Genomic DNA, 15,121 nt, shown 5'->3' with positions numbered 1-15,121 from the left:
TGGGAGGGATGGAGTCAGGGTGCCGGGGCGCGGAATTGCAGGGTCTGGCGGTTCAGGGGGCCGCTGCGGTCGTACGCCCACACCCCGGTACAGCGGCGCACGATCAGCAGGCCGTAGCCGTGTTCGCGCAGTTCGCCGGCCGGGCCGGTCGGCTGCGCGGTCGGGTCGTGCGCCGTGCCGTCGTCGTGGAGCGTCACGTACAGGTGGTCGGCGTCCGCGTGGGCCCGCAGCGTGATCCGTGTGGCTCCGCCGTGCACCACCGCGTTCACGACCAGTTCGGTCACGGCCAGTTCCGCGCCCAGCCTGGCCGGGTGGTCGTCGCCGCCCACGCGGCGCAGCGCCTCGCCCACGTCCGGCAGGACGTCCAGGGAGCCGGGCAGGGTCAGCGTGACGCTGCGCTGCGCCGGGTCGCGCTGCACGGCCAGCAGCGTCAGGTCATCCATCACGCGGTAGCCGTGCAGGGCCTGCAGCGCCCCCGTGATGAAGCGGCGTGGGGTCGTGGCCGCGTGTGCAAGCTGCTGCACGGCGTCCAGCCCGAGCTGGGTCTCGGCGGCGCCGTCCCCGCGCTCGGCCTCGCTCAGGCCGTCGCTGTACAGCAGCAGCTGGTCGCCCGGATGCAGCCACACCGGCACGCCGGCCAGATCCTCGATCGGGAAGGTGCCCAGCGGCGGGGCCTGGGCCGCGAAGCGTTCCAGCGTGCCGTCGGCCCGCCGCAGCAGGGCGGGCGGGTGGCCCAGGTTCAGCACGCGGACGCCGCCGGTCGGCGACAGCCGCAGCGCCGCCAGCGTGCAGAAGGCCTGCGCACGTTCCAGGTGGCGGTACAGCGCCTCGGACAGCGCGCCGGCCAGATCGTCGCGCCGCGCGGCGACCGGCAGCGTGGCGGCGAACATCGCCGTGAGGATCGCGGCGGGCAGGCCCTTGCCGCTCACGTCGCCCACGACCAGCCAGTCGCGCTCCTGGAACTGGAAGTCCCCGCCGAAATCGCTGGCCGGCTGCGAGTGCACCTCCACGCGGTAGCCGGGGGGATCGTCGAGCTGTTCGGGCACCACGTGGCGCCACACCGCGCGGGCCTGCACCCGGTCGCGCTGGGCGGCGGCGTGGTGCTCGGCCTCCTGGCGGGCCTGCACGGCCTGCAGCGCCGAGTCGAGCAGGCTCACGAAGGCCTCCAGCAGTCGGCGTTCGCCCGCCTGGAACTGCCGTTTGCCCCACAGCGCCACCCAGCCGCGCGGGAAGGGCACGCTCAGCAGCGCGGTGGGCCGCCACGCGTCCCGGTACGGCGGGCCGGTGTAGACCCGCCCGGTGCTCAGCACCTGCGGCTGCTGCGGTGCCGCACAGCCCTGGAGCCATCCGGGCGCGCCGCCCACCCATCGGCCGTCGAGAAACAGCGCGGCGCGGGGCGTGTTCAGCAGCGCCGCCGCCTCCTGCACCAGGCCGGCGGCCTGGGCGTCGGTCGTCATGCCCAGCACCTGCGGGATCAGACGCTGCAGGAACACGACCTGATCGCTGATGTCCGCGACCTGCGTGAGCAGATCGGCATAGACCGCGTCGGTCTCCAGGGCAGCGGGCGTGCCGCCCAGCGCCCCTGGTTCAGACCGAGCCATGGGCTGCGCCGCCGGCTGACGGGCCGGTGTCCACGACAGGCAGCACAGCGTAGAGGCCGGTGATCTCCATCGCCAGCCGCACGGCGTCGCGGACATTCAGGATCTCGAGCTTCATGTTCTGGGCCGCTGCGGTGCGGTTCAGGCGCACCAGCGACGCCAGACCGCTGGAGTCCATGAAGCTCACGCCCCCCAGATCGAGCCGGGTGGTCGGCGCGAGCGGCTCGGCCGCGTCGATGAGTGCTCCCACCTGGTGGGCGTCCAGCCGGCCCTCGAGGCTGAGCACGCGGCATTCGCCCCGGGCAGTCGTCGTGATCTTCAGGGTGATCGGTGTGGTGTTCATGCGTTTGCCCCCCTCGGGCCGGCCGTGGTGGCCGGGTGGTCAACCAGTGATTCGAGATGCAGCAGGTACCAGTCCGCGACGTCCGCCAGCGGCAGTCCAGACGCCACGCGCCAGTTCGCCTCGCCCAGCGCCGCCGCGTGCCGGGGATCGGACAGCACGCGCCACAGGGCGTCGGCCAGGCTGGCCGGGTCGTCCGGCGTGAAGTACTCGGCGCGGTAGCCCTCCTCCTCGATCAGGTCGGCGAGGTCGCCGATGCGCGGCATGACCGCCCCGCGTCCGAACTCGCCGGCCTGGTGCAGCACGCCGCTCGACCCGGTCGTGGCGGAATACGGGAAGGCCACGACGGTCGCGCCGGAGAACACCCCCGCCACCGCGTCCTCGGCGACGTACCCCGTGAAGGTCACGTTCGGCAGGTGGGCGTAGCGCTGCCGCACGTCCTCCAGGTAGCCCGGCGCGTTGGGTGTGTCGCTGCCCGCGATGACCAGCCGCACCTGCGGATTGCGGCCGAGCAGGATCTCGTGTGCGTCAAGCAGCACCTCCACGCGCTTGTATGTCCCGAACTTGCCGAAGGCCATCACGGTGGGTAGCAGCGGCAGCGGTTCGGGCGGCTGCGGGATCTGGAAGGTGCCGTGCGGGGCCAGGAACACGTTCTGTGCGCCGTACCGCTCACGCAGCAGTTTCACGTAGCGGGGCATCGTGGTCGCCACCAGGGTCGACGCCAGCAGCGCCCGCGTGAAGACCCGTCCGAACGCCTGCGTGACCGCCGTCTTCAGGGGGTGCCCGCCGAAGCCGGCGGTGTCCAGGTCGACCGTCTCGAAGAGGTTGTGCAGCAGCGTGATGGTCGGGAGACCGCTTAGCCGGGCGAACATGGGCGTCAGCAGGCCCAGCGCGGCCGGCACGCGGCGATCCCCGAAGGACGCCATCTGCAGGTTGAAGATCACGGCGTCGGGCCGGGCGCGGCGCAGAGCCCACAGCACCTTCACCACGCTCAGGGGATCGTTGAACGCCCACACCCGCCGGACGTTCGGCGCGTCGGCGATGGCCTGCCCGGCCCTGTCGGCCGGGAGCCGGTCTGCGATGACGGTCACGTGCGATACCTCGGGCTTCTCGGCGAGCACGCGGGACAGGTGCAGGCCGTACTCGTTCAGGCTGCGGCGTCCAGGCGGATACGCACTGACCACCGCGATGTGCAGGCCTCCACCGGTCTCGGGTGCCCGCCGGGCGTGCACCCGGCGGATCTGGACGATGTCGCGCAGGAACTTCAGCCCGTCCCGGATGGGATCGACCTTCGAGTCCGGGGCGTCCACCCACATGACCGGCACCTCGTCCACCCGCAGGCCGTCGCGCGCGGCGAGGTACAGCAGTTCGAGGTCGAAGGAGAAGCCGTCCATGCGCTGGCGGCGGAACAGGTCGCGGGCGACCTCGCCCCGGAACAGCTTGAAGCCGCACTGCGTGTCCTGGAGCCGCACACCGGTCGAGAACTGCGTGATCGAGCGCAGCGTGCCGGACACGGCCCGGCGCAGCACACTCTTGCCGGCCTCGACCGCTCCCCCCGCCGCGCGGGAGCCCACGGCGATGTGCGCCCCGGCACGGATCTGCGCGATCAGGCGCGGCAGCTCCTCGATGGGCGTGGAATTGTCGGCGTCGGCGAACAGCACCAGGTCGCCGCGGGACGCGAGCACCCCCCGGCGCACCGCGCCGCCCTTGCCGGTGTTCGCGTGCTCGATGACCCGCAGGTTCGCCCAGCCCAGGCCGCGCGCCAGGGTCGCGGTGCCGTCGCGGCTGCCGTCGTCACTCAGGATCAGTTCCCACGGCTCGTTCAGGCCGCTCACGGCCACCGCGAAGGCCGCCAGGGTGGGCAGCATGCGCTCGGCCTCGTTGTAGGCGGGAATGACGATGCTCAGGGTGACGTGCGGCAGTGGCGTGTCGCGCCAGCGCTCAAACTCAGCGTAGGACATACAGGGGTCTCCGGGTGACGGTGCTCAGGAGGACGAGGAACGCGGCCGGCAGCAGCAGCCCCTTGCCGACCAGGGCGGCCACGGCCAGGGCCGACGGCGTGGTGCCCAGGGCCACGGCCAGCCCGGTCAGGACGGCAGCGCTCCCCGCGTACAGGGCGGCGCTGCGGCCCACGGTGGCGGCGTTGCCGCCGGCCAGCAGGTGATTGACCACGGTGCCTCCCAGCGTGAGCAGCAGCGTGCCCAGCGCACACGCCGGCAGCAGGGCCGCCACCTGGGCACCCACGGTGGCACCGAAGGCCAGGGCCGCACAGGTCTGCGGCCACAGCGTGAAGAGCAGGGCCGGGGTGCCCGCCAGCAGCAGCGTGCCGCCCAGCGCGGTGCCCAGCAGGCGGCCCGGGGCACCGTCGCCGCGGGCGACCAGCGGGAACACGGCCACCTGCACGGCCCAGCCGGCGAAGAACACCACGCGGGCCAGGGTGGCGGCGGCGGCGTACGCCCCGGCGTCGCCGGCCGTCAGCAGCATCCCGCCCAGCAGGACGTCGCCGTACAGCAGCGCGGACTGGCTGGCGGCGGCCAGGGCCAGGGGCGGCACGGCCGCGTCCGTGCGGATCCGGGGGCCCGTGTCCGGCGCGGCGGGTCTCACCAGCGGCAGGGCCAGCAGCACGCCGGCCAGCGTCGCGGCGACGGCGGCGGCCGGGCCGTCCATCACCTGCAGCAGCGGAATGGTCAGCACGATCTTCAGCCCGTGTTCGGCGACCAGACTGCCGCTGAAGGCCGACACGCGGCCGTCGCGCTGGGCCGCGCCACGCCACGCGCCCAGCAGCACCAGCGCCGGCAGGATCACGGCAAAGCCCACCATCCACGCGGCCGGCACGCCCAGCAGTGGCCCCAGCGAGACGGCCCCGAGCAGCAGCAGCGCTCCGGCCAGCGCTCCCCAGGTCACGCCCATCCGGGACAGTCGGCCGTCGGAGCGGCGCGTCTGGGCCTGCTGGAAGGCCACGGGCAGTGCCGCCGCGATCATGAACAGCGAGGTGAAGCTCGCGTAGGCCCCGTAGCCCTCGGCATCCAGCACACGCCCCAATAGCAGCGTATACGCGTAATTCAGGGCACTGGACACTAGGATCGCCGCGACCGTCATCAGTCCCGTGCTCTGGAGGTGTCGTCCAGTCATGTCCAGGAGTGTGACCGGCGGGCGCTTACATCCTCCTTTCACCGGCGGCACACAATGCCGCATAGATCACGTCATGGGCCGCACCGTTCACGACCATGGCCGGTGTGGGTGAACGCGGTTCATGGCCGTGCGGTGGGTGGCACGGCGGTGCTCAGTTCTCCCGCAGGCCGTGCTTGAGCACCTGCGCGAGCATGCGCGTGGTGCCGGCCTGGTGCTCCTCCAGTTCCGCGTGGGCGGTACGCAGGGCCGTGCGGTAGCTCTCCGCGCTGCGGGCGTCGGCTCCCTCCTGCGTCACGACGACCGCCTGCACCGTGAAGTGCGCCTCGGGCAGTCGGCTCAGGTTCGCGCCGGCCCCGGCGTGCCGGGCGGCCAGCAGCGCCCCGAGCAGGCCGACCTCCTCGCTGCGGGCCATCAGCTCGCGCTGGAAAGTACGGTCCTTGATGCTGGTGATCACGTCCCACGCGGCGTCCGACAGGGCCTCCTGGGGCGACGCGGGACGGGCGACCTCGACGTGCAGGGTCTCGCCGCTGCGCCACGCGCGGCTCAGGGCGCCGCCGCGGGCGGGCATCCAGTGCGTCTCGAAGTCACGGGCCTCCTCGATCACCGCCTTCAGGGTCGCCATGGGCGCCTCGGCGCTGACCCGGTGGCCCTCGCCCAGCGCGCCCCACAGGCTCAGGCCGCGCTCGTCGAGGGCCTGCATGGGCGCGTAGGCCTGTGCGATCGCCGCCGAACCGCTGCTGACCAGCGCCGTGCGGGCCCCGTCCGTCAGCAGGGCGATGTCGGCCCCGCCGTCGTCCCCCTCGACCAGTTCGGCGGCGTGCCGCAGGTGGTGCAGGCCCAGCCCCCAGCGGCGCTGTGCCTGGGTCAACGCCTCGGTCAGCGCGGCGTTCATGGTGGGGGTGTCGGCCCCGCTGTCGGCCAGCGCCCGGACGCGGCTGTCCACGCCGGCGGTCGCCATCAGGGCGTCGAAGGCGTCCAGGTGCGCGTACGGCGAGGACGGGGCGGTGGGGGTCTCTTTCGTCTTGACTCGGGCCATGGCTTCCCCATTCTGCCTGAAACAGAACGCGCCGTGTGTGGTGCCGTGCGGCCCCCGGTACAGTGGGAACCGTGCACGAACTCGCGTGGTCACCGATCACCCTGGCTGCTGGCCTGCGGGCGCTGGATCTGGCGGGCATCCTGGCCTTCGCGATGTCCGGGGCGCTGCTGGGGGTGCGCAAACGCTTCGACCTGTTCGGCGTGCTGGTGCTGGGCTGCGTGACCGCCGTGGGCGGCGGCGCGATCCGCGACACCCTGACCGGTCAGACCCCCCCGTTGTTCCTGCGCGACGAGACCTACCTGTGGGCTGCCCTGGTCGGCGCCGCCCTGGCCTTCGCCGTCGGCGAGCGTCTGGCCCGCTTCGAGCGCACCCTGAGCGTGTTCGACACGGTGGGTCTGGCGCTGTTCGCGGCGTCCGGGGCGGTGGGGGCCATCAATTTCGGGCTGGGGCCGCTGGGCGTGGTCTTCGCCGGCATGCTGTCGGGCGTGGGTGGCGGCATCATCCGCGACCTGATCGCCAACGAGGTGCCGGAAGTGATGTACCGCCGAGATCAGCTGTACGCCACCGCCGCCGCTGCCGGAGCCTTCACCGTCTGGGCGCTGTACCCGCACGTCACGCCCTTTCAGGCGCAGTTCGCGGGGTCTGCGGTCGTGATCGCGCTGCGCTGGCTGTCGCGCCAGGGCTGGGTCAGGTTGCCGGTGCGGCGCCTGCCGGGGGGGTAGGGGAGGAGGCTGGCCTGCGGGCGAACCCCTCAGTCAGCTGCGCAGCCAGCTTCGCTTCAGAGGAGCCAGGAACGTGTGTCACGGCGTTTTCCTTGCCTCCCCTGGACTCGTAGAGCCCGTAGGGAGGGGAGGTGCCCCGCAGGGGTGGAGGGGTTCGCGAGCGGCGTCACCGAGATTCCCACCCTGCTGACTGTGCCATCCCTGAGGTCTGGTGGACTCATCCCGCCCCTCCGCGTCAGCCCGCATACCGTCCCTGAACCCGACCTCCGCTACAACAGACGCCATGATCCATGACTCGCGCGTCCAGCCCCTGCGTCCCGGCGAGCCCGTACGGAAGGGCCCGAATGCAGGGTTCGTGCTGCTGTGGGTGCAGGCCAGTGTCCGCACGCGCGACAACCACGCGCTGGAATACGCGGTACGTGAGGCCAACCGCGTGGGCCTGCCGCTGGTGGCGGTCTTTGGCCTGACCCCCGACTACCCCGAGGCCAACGCCCGCCACTTCCAGTTCCTGCTGGAAGGGCTGCGCGACCTCCGGGCAAACCTCGCGGCGCGGGGCATTCCCCTGCGCGTGGGCCTGGGCTCTCCGCCCCAGGTGGCCCTGGACGCAGCGGCACAGGGCGCGGCCCTGGTCGTGACCGATGTCGGCCATGTACGCATCCAGCGCGAGTGGCGGCAGTGGCTTGCACAGCGCCTGGACGTGCCCCTGGTGCAGGTCGAGTCCGAGGCCGTGATTCCCGTCCACACCGTGAGTCAGCGGCAGGAATTCGCGGCCCGCACCATCCGCCCGAAGATCCACCGGCTGCTGCCGGACTACCTGGTGCCGCTGGAGAATCACGACCTGAAGCGCACCACCCGCGACTGGGACGCCGGCCTGGACGTGGGCGACCCGGCGGCTCTGACCGCTACCCTGCCCATCGACCACAGCGTCCCACCCGGCCACGAGGAAGGGGGCGAGAACGCCGCGCTGGATATGCTGGAAGACTTCGTGACGCGCAAGCTGGAGACCTATGCCACGCGCCGGAATGACCCCACCGTGGACGGCAGCAGCCGCCTGAGCGCGTATCTGCACTACGGCCACCTCTCGCCGCTGAGCGCCGCGTTGAGCGCACGCGAACACGCCGGCCCCGGCACGGACGCCTTTTTAGAGGAACTGGTGGTGCGCCGCGAGCTGAGCTTCAACCTGTGCACCTTCAACCCCGCGTATGACCGCTACGAGGGCCTGCCCGTCTGGGCCCGCGCCACCCTGGAGGAGCACGCGGGCGACCGGCGCGAGTACATGTACACACGCGAGGAGTTCGATGCCGCCCAGACCCACGACCCGTACTGGAACGCCGCCCAGCGCCAGATGACGCGCACTGGCCGCATGCACAACTACATGCGGATGTACTGGGGCAAGAAGGTGCTGGAATGGACGCCGGATCCGCGCACGGCCTACGCCACCCTGGTCTGGCTGAACAACCGCCACGAGCAGGACGGCCGCGATCCCAATTCCTGGGCCGGGCTGGGCTGGGTGCTGGGCCTGCACGACCGCCCGTGGCAGCGCCGCCCGGTCTTCGGCATGGTGCGCTACATGAACGCGGGCGGGTTGAGGCGCAAGTTCGACATTGAGAAGTACGCGCGGCAGTGGGGGCCGGACGCTGTGGCACAGTCGGGGTGATGGTGCCTGACTCCCTGCTCCCTGTCCGCCACGTCACGTCCGGCGGAACCCGCGTGTATACCGTCACGGTACCTGCCTTCCCGCACCTGCCGACCAATGTCTTTCTGGTCGTACGTGGCGACCCTAAATGGCCGGACTACACCGCACTGGTCGATGTCGGCGGTAGCCACGAGGGCAGCACTGCCGCCCTGAGCGCCGGTCTGGAGGCCGTCCGCACGGAACATGGCGAGGCGTGGTCGTGGGACACGCTGTCGCGGATCGTCGTCACGCACCCGCACCCGGATCACGTGGCGGGGCTGCCGTTCGTGCGTACGTTGACCACCGCGCCGCTCGCCGCCTTCCACACCGCCGTGCCGACCATCGAGCACCCGCAGGCACGGCGGGACGCGGGGCTGGCGGGCATAGAGGCCCAGCTGACGTGGGCGGGCATCCCGCCAGACAGTGACTACGCCACGCGCCTGCGCCGCCGCGCCGGGAACCTCCTGCTGCCGTCGGGCGTCCGTGTGGACACGCCCCTGCATGACGGCGACGTGCTGGACGACGTGTTCACGGTCATCCACACGCCCGGCCACGAGGGCTCACAGATCTGCCTGCGCGTGGACGACGTGCTCCTGAGCGCCGACCACCTGCTGCCCCACAACTCTCCGCCGCTCATGCCCGAGCGGATGCAGCCGGGCGCGGGGCTGGCGCACTACCTGGCGTCGCTGGACAGAACCGAGGCGCTGGCGGGCGTGACCGTCGCCCTGGGCGGCCACGACGGCCCGATGCCGCAGTGGCGGGAGCGGATCGGGGCGCTGCGCTCGCGGTACGCCGACAAGCTGGATGGGGTGCTGGAGGCGGCGGGCGAACCGCAGACCGTCCACGACCTCATGCATGCGGTCAATCCGCGCCTGAAGGCGGTGCAGGCGCTGCTGCTGCTCGACCAGACCGGGGCGCTGGCCGAATACCTGGCGGCGCGGGGCGACCTGACCGAGAGCCGGCGCGGGGACGGCGCGGCGCTGTACCTGCGGGCCAGGAACTGAATCTCAGGCTGATGTTAGGGCCTGGCGCATCGTGGGCTCTTTGAGCGCAGTGAGTTGCTTGAAGCCAATCACCATGCCGATCGGAACCAGGGTCAGCAGCAGCACGGCATTGACCCAGAGCCAGGGCCACGCACGGCGTCCGTGTCCGTGTGTCACGGCCCACGTGAGGCTGACCGAGTAGAACAGAGAGCTGCCGCCGATGATCACCGTCAAGATGCTCTGGATCAGTTCCTCTGGGCGGGGATCCGGGGTCAGGGTGGCATACAGCGGAGGGGGTGGCGGGCCGGTCAGAACGAGGATCAGCAGGAGCCCGCCCAGGGCCAGCAACAGGAGAGCGAAGTTCCGCTGGTAACGCAGGGCTGTGCACAGCTGCTCGGTGGGGGTGGCCTCGTACAAGGGTGTTCTCCTGGGGGCCGCATGCGGCGAATGACGTGTCAGCGTCAGCGTAGTCAGGCACTGTCACAAACCTCTTGCCTCCAGGGCGTAACCGGACGCGGCGTACACTCCGGTCATGACACAGCACGGAGACACCCCACCCACCGAGCAGGAGCAGATGGCCGCGCTGCGCGCCGCGTATCCCACCCCGGACGATCTGGTCAGCCGCATGCACCGTGAACTCGACGCCTTCGGGGCCGTGATCCGCGCGGCCGAGCCGCACTGGAACACGGTGCAGCCGGGCCGCGGGTGGACGCCTGCACAGGAGCTGGAGCACGCGATCATCATCAACGAGGGTACCGGCCGGCTGGTGCGGCTGCTGCGGTCGGACAAGGAGATCCGCCAGCCCCCACAGGTGCCCGGCGAGTACGAAAACGGGAAGCGCCAGGCTCCGGCCAGCACCATTCCGACCGGCGACCAGACGCCCGAGCAGCTGCTGGAGCGCCACGCGGCTACCCGTGACCTGCTGGCGGTGGCGGCCCCGGCCGATCCCGGCCGCACCTTCTATCACCCGTTCATGGGTCAGCTCGACGCGCTGGACTGGCTACGCATGGCCGCCTACCAGACCCGGCACCACCGGCAGGCGGTCGAGCGGGGCCTGGCTGCACTCGGCGGCGCCGCACCCGTCCGCTGATCCGTCGGCCCCCGGCCGGAACTGCGCCGTCCAGACGTGTGGGGCAGGGCTCGTCGGTGCGGTGGCATGGTCGTCGTCACAGATGATGCGGGTCACGCGGAGCTTGGGCGGGTTGTGCATGTCTTCCCCCGTGGTCGAACCCGGCAGGGTGCCGGCATGGATATGGTCTCGGTGTCGGCCCCTCCCCCCGGAGCAGGTCGGCTGTCTGTGGAGTTCGAGTATCGCCACCGGGCGTGATCAACCCGTGATCGGGCCGGGCCGGCCGCCGGCTGCGCTACGCTGCCCCCGATGACCCCGGAGCGTTACGCCAAGATCCTGCGGGTGCTGAGCAAGCGCCAACCCACCCTGACCGTCCTGATGGATCAGGTGAACAAGCCCCACAACCTGTCGGCGATCATCCGCACCTGTGACGCTGTGGGCGTGCTGGAGGCACACGCGGTGCCGCCCGACGACGGCCGCGAACTCGACTTCCAGGGCCAGACCTTCGACGCCACGTCCGGCAGTGCCCACAAATGGGTGTCGGTGCAGCGACACGCCAGCGCCGTGCAGGCCGTGCGCGATCTCCAGGGTCAGGGTGTGCAGGTGCTCGCCACCCACCTGTCGCAGCGCAGCGTGGACTACCGAGACGCCGACTACACGCGCCCCACCTGTGTCCTGCTGGGGGCCGAGAAGTGGGGTGTCGGCGACGAGGCGGCAGACGCCGCCGACGGCAACATCGTCATTCCCATGTTCGGCATGGTGCAGAGCCTGAACGTGTCGGTGGCCGCCGCGACCATCCTGTTCGAGGCGCAGCGCCAGCGCCTGGCGGCCGGGATGTACGACACGCCGCAGCTGTCCCCGGCGCAGTTGCGCGGCCGCGCCTTCGAGTGGGCGTACCCGGAACTGGCGGCCACATGCCGTGCCGAGGGCCGCCCGTACCCCGTGCTGGACGACACCGGTCAGTTGCCCGGCTGAACGGACGGCGCCCCCCACCCTCCGGGCCGCACTGTTTTGGTGCAAAACGTTCATCCGGCGTGTGGCCGCTGCACCGGGCGGTGCTCTATTGTGGGGCGATCACCGCGCCTCTTGAGCGCCCTGCGAGGGCGCTGTGGGGCCAGAGGAACCAAGGAACATGTCAGAACTCCCCACCCTGCTGCCCTTCCGTGGCACGCCCGGAGGCCGCTGATGTTCGGCCTGCAGATGCCCCCCGTCAACGCCGAATTCTGGGCGATCCTCGGCACCCTGGTGCTCCTCGAGGGCCTGCTCTCGGCCGACAACGCCCTGGTGCTGGCCGTCATGGTGCGCCACCTCAAGGGCGAACTCCAGCGCAAGGCGCTCGCCTACGGCATCGGCGGCGCGGTCGTCCTGCGCATCCTGGGTGTGCTGCTCGCCAGCTACATCCTGGAATACTGGTGGCTGCGCGCCTTCGGGGCCGCGTACCTGGCGTACCTCGCCATCTCGCACTTCGTCAAGCACCGCAGCACCGAGGATGAGGCCTCCGGTCAGGCGAAGGGACGCGGCTTCTGGGCCACGGTCGTGCTGCTGAACCTCACAGACCTCGCGTTCTCGGTCGATTCCATCCTGGCGGGCGTGGCGCTCATCCCGCGCGGCATGCCGCGTGAGCAGGGCCTGACCATCGTGGTCATCGGCGGGATCATCGGCCTGATCCTGATGCGGATCGCGGCGACCGTGTTCCTGAAGCTGCTCAACCGCTATCCGGCCATGGACAACGTCGCGTATGCCCTGGTGGGCTGGATCGCCGTGAAATTGGGTGTGGAGACGCTGGAGGCCGCGCACGAGGTCTACCCGTCGGTGCCGACCTTCCACATGGCCCCGGTGCTGTTCTGGGGCGTCATGGCCGCGATCGCCGTGATCGGCACGTTCCTGGCGACCCGCAAGCCTGCCATGACCGAGGACGCCGCCGAGGCGAAGGCCGAGGACGTGGTCAGGAGCTTTGACGACACCGTCGCGGACGCCGCCGACGGCCGGATCGACGGCCGCTGACAGCGGTGTTCGGCGTTCAGTTCCACCCCGGGGCTGAACAGATGCCCCAGGGCTCCACGGAGGCCGCTGTCATGTCAGGGACTCGTTTCGCTCGTTTCAGAGGTACCCGGGGCGACCCTCACCACCTCTGAAATCTGTTGTGAGAGAGCTCGGGAGCGGGCCACCCGGATCCGGGGTGGCCCTGTTCCTGTCGCGGGGCAGGCCAGGACGGGCGGCAGCCGGGTTCCGGCCGGTGTTTGGATGCGCTGTGGTGCAATAGCCGTCACAGGCTGACGGCTATTGCGCCCAGACTGTGGGCATGGCTGAACTTCTCGTGTTTCATCACGCCCAGGGCCAGACGGCCGGATTCCTCGCCTTTGCAGACGATCTGCGCAGTGCCGGGCACGTGGTACACACGCCCGACCTGTACCACGGCCGCACCTTCGACACCCTGGAGGCCGGGATCGGATACGCCAGGGACGTGGGCTTCGGTGCCCTGCTGGACAGCGGCGTGCGGGCGGCCGACGGCCTTCCCGACGGCCTCGTCTATGTCGGCTTTTCCATGGGTGTCATGCCCGCGCAGCAGCTCGCGCAGACCCGCCCCGGCGCACGCGGGGCGCTGCTGCTGCACGCCTGCGTGCCCGCCTCCGAATTCGGCGGGTGGCCGGACGGCGTGCCGGTGCAGATCCACGCCATGGACGCTGACCCCTTCTTCGTGGAGGACGGCGACATCGACGCGGCCCGCGATCTGGTGGCCTCGGTGCCGGACGCCGAACTGTTCCTGTATCCGGGCGACCAGCACCTCTTTGCAGACCGCAGCCTGCCGTCCTACGACGCGGCGGCGGCCGAGGTGCTGACCCGGCGCGTCCTCGATTTCCTGAACTCGCGCTGAGCCGTACGCCCTGACGCGGCGCGTCACCCCTGGGCCTGCGCATATGCCTGACGGAGGGCTGTTGGTGTCCGGCGTACACTACCCGCATGAGCGACCTGCTGGACACCATCCGTGACCTCGCCAAGAAGACCGACAGCAAGATCCTGATGGTCGTGCTCGACGGGATCGGCGGCCTGCCGCTGGAACTGAACGGCGATACCGAACTCGCCACGGCGAAGACCCCCAACCTCGACGCGCTGGCCCGCGAATCGCAGCTCGGGGCCGTGGAACTCGTCGGCGCGGGCATCACGCCCGGCAGCGGCCCCGGCCACCTGAGCCTGTTCGGCTACGACCCCCTGAAGTACGTCGTGGGGCGCGGTGCCCTGTCGGCCGTGGGGATCGGCGTGAAGCTGGGCGCGGGTGACGTCGCCGTGCGCGGCAACTTCGCCACCCTGGGCAAAGACCGGATCGTCGACGACCGCCGCGCCGGCCGCCCCAGCGACGAGAAGAACGCCGAGATCGTCGGGAAGCTCCGCGCCGCCATTGCCGACATCGACGGCACCCCGGTCGAGATCTACACCGAGAGCGAGCACCGCTTCGTCGTCGTGTTCCGTGCAGATGGCGGCCCGGCGCTGGGAGCGAACCTCAGCGACGTCGATCCGCAGGCCACCGGCGTGCAGCCCATGACCGCCGTGGCCCACGACGACGCCAGCGTGAAGACTGCCGACCTGGTCAACGCCTTCGTCACGCGGGCCGAGGCCGCCCTGCAGGGCGAGTCGCAGGTCAACGGCGTCCTGTTCCGGGGCTACAGCGACGTGCCCCACTTCCCCAGCTTCGACGACGCCTACCAGCTCCGGGCCGCGTGCATCGCCAGTTACCCCATGTACAAGGGGCTGGCCAGCCTGGTCGGCATGGATGTCCTGACGGTCGAGGGCCACGAAGACGCGCTGGACGGCAAGGTGCAGGCCCTGACAGATAACTGGAGCAAGTACGACTTCTTCTACTTCCACGTCAAGAAGACCGACAGCACCGGCGAGGACGGCGATTTCCAGGCCAAGGTCAAGAAGATCGAACTCTTCGACCAGCTCCTGCCCCAGCTGCTGGCCCTGAATCCCGACGTGATCGCCATCGTCGGTGACCACAGCACGCCCAGCAAGCTCGCCACGCACTCGTGGCATCCCGTTCCGCTGCTGATCCACAGCCAGTACGGGCGCAAGGACGCGGCCACCCGCTACACCGAGGACGAGGCGCTGCGCGGCAGCCTGGGCCTGCGCCGGGGCACGGACGTGATGCCGCTGCTGATGGCGAATGCGCTGAAGTTGAACAAGTACGGGGCGTAATTTTCACTGATTTCCCACCCCCCCAGCCCCCCTACCCGGAGGGCAGGGGGGAGCGAAGCGCTGCGCTCGGCATGTCGTCGCCATGCCTGACTCGCCGTCGGTCATGTGATTGACGTTGGCGAGGGGTAGCGTCCCTGCCCTCCGCGCCTGCGCCGTCACCGCCCGTGCGCTTCGCGCCCGATGGCATTCGGTCAGGGGCAGGGGAGGGGGCCTCGTCTTTGAACCCCTCCCCCCTTGCAGGGGACTTGGAGAGCTGCGTGCAGAGGCTGGGACTCGAAGAGCTGCGAAGCAGAGGGGGGTGGACGGCAACGCCGTCCGTACTGCAGTTGACGTTGACTCCATGCGCGAAATCCCTTTCCGGGAACGCAGCCT

Annotated in this window: 14 protein-coding genes; 8 read left to right on the top strand and 6 right to left on the bottom strand. The window is 70.7% G+C overall.

What is annotated here, in order from left to right:
* Window positions 1-14: 14 nt before the first annotated feature.
* The 5 genes from U2P90_RS01220 to U2P90_RS01200 all read right to left on the bottom strand — a co-directional run bounded on the left by U2P90_RS01220 (window position 15) and on the right by U2P90_RS01200 (window position 6,106).
* Window positions 15-1,601, bottom strand: a complete 1,587-nt coding sequence (locus U2P90_RS01220; RefSeq protein ID WP_322473442.1) for an ATP-binding SpoIIE family protein phosphatase — start codon at window positions 1,599-1,601, stop codon at window positions 15-17.
* Window positions 1,588-1,941: an STAS domain-containing protein gene (locus U2P90_RS01215; RefSeq protein WP_322473441.1), complete on the bottom strand. Its 354-nt coding sequence runs from the start codon at window positions 1,939-1,941 to the stop codon at window positions 1,588-1,590. The genes U2P90_RS01220 and U2P90_RS01215 overlap by 14 nt, the downstream gene beginning before the upstream one ends.
* Window positions 1,938-3,899, bottom strand: coding sequence for a glycosyltransferase (locus U2P90_RS01210; RefSeq protein ID WP_322473440.1), 1,962 nt, complete (start codon window positions 3,897-3,899; stop codon window positions 1,938-1,940). Before U2P90_RS01210 ends, U2P90_RS01215 begins: the two co-directional genes overlap by 4 nt.
* Window positions 3,886-5,070, bottom strand: coding sequence for a hypothetical protein (locus U2P90_RS01205; RefSeq protein WP_322473439.1), 1,185 nt, complete (start codon window positions 5,068-5,070; stop codon window positions 3,886-3,888). Before U2P90_RS01205 ends, U2P90_RS01210 begins: the two co-directional genes overlap by 14 nt.
* A 151-nt stretch (window positions 5,071-5,221) precedes the next feature.
* The gene (locus tag U2P90_RS01200) at window positions 5,222-6,106 is read right to left on the bottom strand and encodes a DNA repair protein (protein WP_322473438.1); all 885 of its coding nucleotides are present in this window, start codon (window positions 6,104-6,106) and stop codon (window positions 5,222-5,224) included.
* A 71-nt stretch (window positions 6,107-6,177) separates the two neighbouring features.
* On the opposite strand from U2P90_RS01200, the gene U2P90_RS01195 reads away from it, so the two are divergent.
* The 3 genes from U2P90_RS01195 (at window position 6,178) to U2P90_RS01185 (ending at window position 9,507) form a co-directional block, all read left to right on the top strand.
* Window positions 6,178-6,828 (top strand): trimeric intracellular cation channel family protein, encoded by a 651-nt coding sequence (locus U2P90_RS01195; protein ID WP_295817170.1) that lies wholly within the window; start codon window positions 6,178-6,180, stop codon window positions 6,826-6,828.
* 283 nt (window positions 6,829-7,111) lie between these two features.
* A complete protein-coding gene (locus U2P90_RS01190) occupies window positions 7,112-8,485 on the top strand; it encodes a deoxyribodipyrimidine photo-lyase (protein ID WP_322473437.1) in 1,374 nt (457 codons plus the stop codon).
* Window positions 8,485-9,507: an MBL fold metallo-hydrolase gene (locus tag U2P90_RS01185; RefSeq protein WP_322473436.1), complete on the top strand. Its 1,023-nt coding sequence runs from the start codon at window positions 8,485-8,487 to the stop codon at window positions 9,505-9,507. The genes U2P90_RS01190 and U2P90_RS01185 overlap by 1 nt, the downstream gene beginning before the upstream one ends.
* 3 nt (window positions 9,508-9,510) lie before the next feature.
* On the opposite strand, the gene U2P90_RS01180 is transcribed toward U2P90_RS01185, so the two are convergent.
* Entirely contained in the window at window positions 9,511-9,903 is a 393-nt protein-coding gene (locus U2P90_RS01180) for a hypothetical protein (RefSeq protein WP_322473435.1), read from the bottom strand.
* Window positions 9,904-10,018: 115 nt separating this feature from the next.
* Between U2P90_RS01180 and U2P90_RS01175 the strand changes: the two genes are divergently transcribed.
* The 5 genes from U2P90_RS01175 (at window position 10,019) to U2P90_RS01155 (ending at window position 14,749) form a co-directional block, all read left to right on the top strand.
* Window positions 10,019-10,576 carry a DinB family protein gene (locus tag U2P90_RS01175; RefSeq protein ID WP_322473434.1) on the top strand — a complete coding sequence of 186 codons (558 nt, stop codon included), beginning with the start codon at window positions 10,019-10,021 and terminating at the stop codon, window positions 10,574-10,576.
* Window positions 10,577-10,864: 288 nt separating this feature from the next.
* Window positions 10,865-11,530 carry a tRNA (guanosine(18)-2'-O)-methyltransferase TrmH gene (trmH, locus tag U2P90_RS01170; protein ID WP_295817162.1) on the top strand — a complete coding sequence of 222 codons (666 nt, stop codon included), beginning with the start codon at window positions 10,865-10,867 and terminating at the stop codon, window positions 11,528-11,530.
* A 210-nt stretch (window positions 11,531-11,740) separates the two neighbouring features.
* Window positions 11,741-12,559 (top strand): TerC family protein, encoded by an 819-nt coding sequence (locus U2P90_RS01165; protein ID WP_295817158.1) that lies wholly within the window; start codon window positions 11,741-11,743, stop codon window positions 12,557-12,559.
* A gap of 298 nt (window positions 12,560-12,857) precedes the next feature.
* Entirely contained in the window at window positions 12,858-13,430 is a 573-nt protein-coding gene (locus tag U2P90_RS01160) for a dienelactone hydrolase family protein (RefSeq protein ID WP_322473433.1), read from the top strand.
* A gap of 86 nt (window positions 13,431-13,516) precedes the next feature.
* Complete coding sequence (locus U2P90_RS01155; RefSeq protein ID WP_322473432.1) at window positions 13,517-14,749, top strand: 2,3-bisphosphoglycerate-independent phosphoglycerate mutase; 1,233 nt, start codon at window positions 13,517-13,519, stop codon at window positions 14,747-14,749.
* Window positions 14,750-15,121 lie beyond the last annotated feature (372 nt).

Source organism: Deinococcus sp. AB2017081 (assembly GCF_034440735.1).
Lineage (GTDB): Bacteria > Deinococcota > Deinococci > Deinococcales > Deinococcaceae > Deinococcus > Deinococcus rufus.
The sequence above is the reverse complement of the archived record's forward strand: the minus strand, read 5'-3'. Positions and strand labels throughout refer to the sequence as shown.

Coding starts and splice junctions, on each gene's coding strand:
- U2P90_RS01210 (WP_322473440.1), bottom strand. CDS start 3,899: ATGTCCTACGCTGAGTTTGAGCGCTGGCGCGACACGCCACTGCCGCAC.
- U2P90_RS01160 (WP_322473433.1), top strand. CDS start 12,858: ATGGCTGAACTTCTCGTGTTTCATCACGCCCAGGGCCAGACGGCCGGA.
- U2P90_RS01200 (WP_322473438.1), bottom strand. CDS start 6,106: ATGGCCCGAGTCAAGACGAAAGAGACCCCCACCGCCCCGTCCTCGCCG.
- U2P90_RS01205 (WP_322473439.1), bottom strand. CDS start 5,070: ATGACTGGACGACACCTCCAGAGCACGGGACTGATGACGGTCGCGGCG.
- trmH (WP_295817162.1), top strand. CDS start 10,865: ATGACCCCGGAGCGTTACGCCAAGATCCTGCGGGTGCTGAGCAAGCGC.
- U2P90_RS01220 (WP_322473442.1), bottom strand. CDS start 1,601: ATGGCTCGGTCTGAACCAGGGGCGCTGGGCGGCACGCCCGCTGCCCTG.
- U2P90_RS01190 (WP_322473437.1), top strand. CDS start 7,112: ATGATCCATGACTCGCGCGTCCAGCCCCTGCGTCCCGGCGAGCCCGTA.
- U2P90_RS01175 (WP_322473434.1), top strand. CDS start 10,019: ATGACACAGCACGGAGACACCCCACCCACCGAGCAGGAGCAGATGGCC.
- U2P90_RS01155 (WP_322473432.1), top strand. CDS start 13,517: ATGAGCGACCTGCTGGACACCATCCGTGACCTCGCCAAGAAGACCGAC.
- U2P90_RS01165 (WP_295817158.1), top strand. CDS start 11,741: ATGTTCGGCCTGCAGATGCCCCCCGTCAACGCCGAATTCTGGGCGATC.
- U2P90_RS01185 (WP_322473436.1), top strand. CDS start 8,485: ATGGTGCCTGACTCCCTGCTCCCTGTCCGCCACGTCACGTCCGGCGGA.
- U2P90_RS01215 (WP_322473441.1), bottom strand. CDS start 1,941: ATGAACACCACACCGATCACCCTGAAGATCACGACGACTGCCCGGGGC.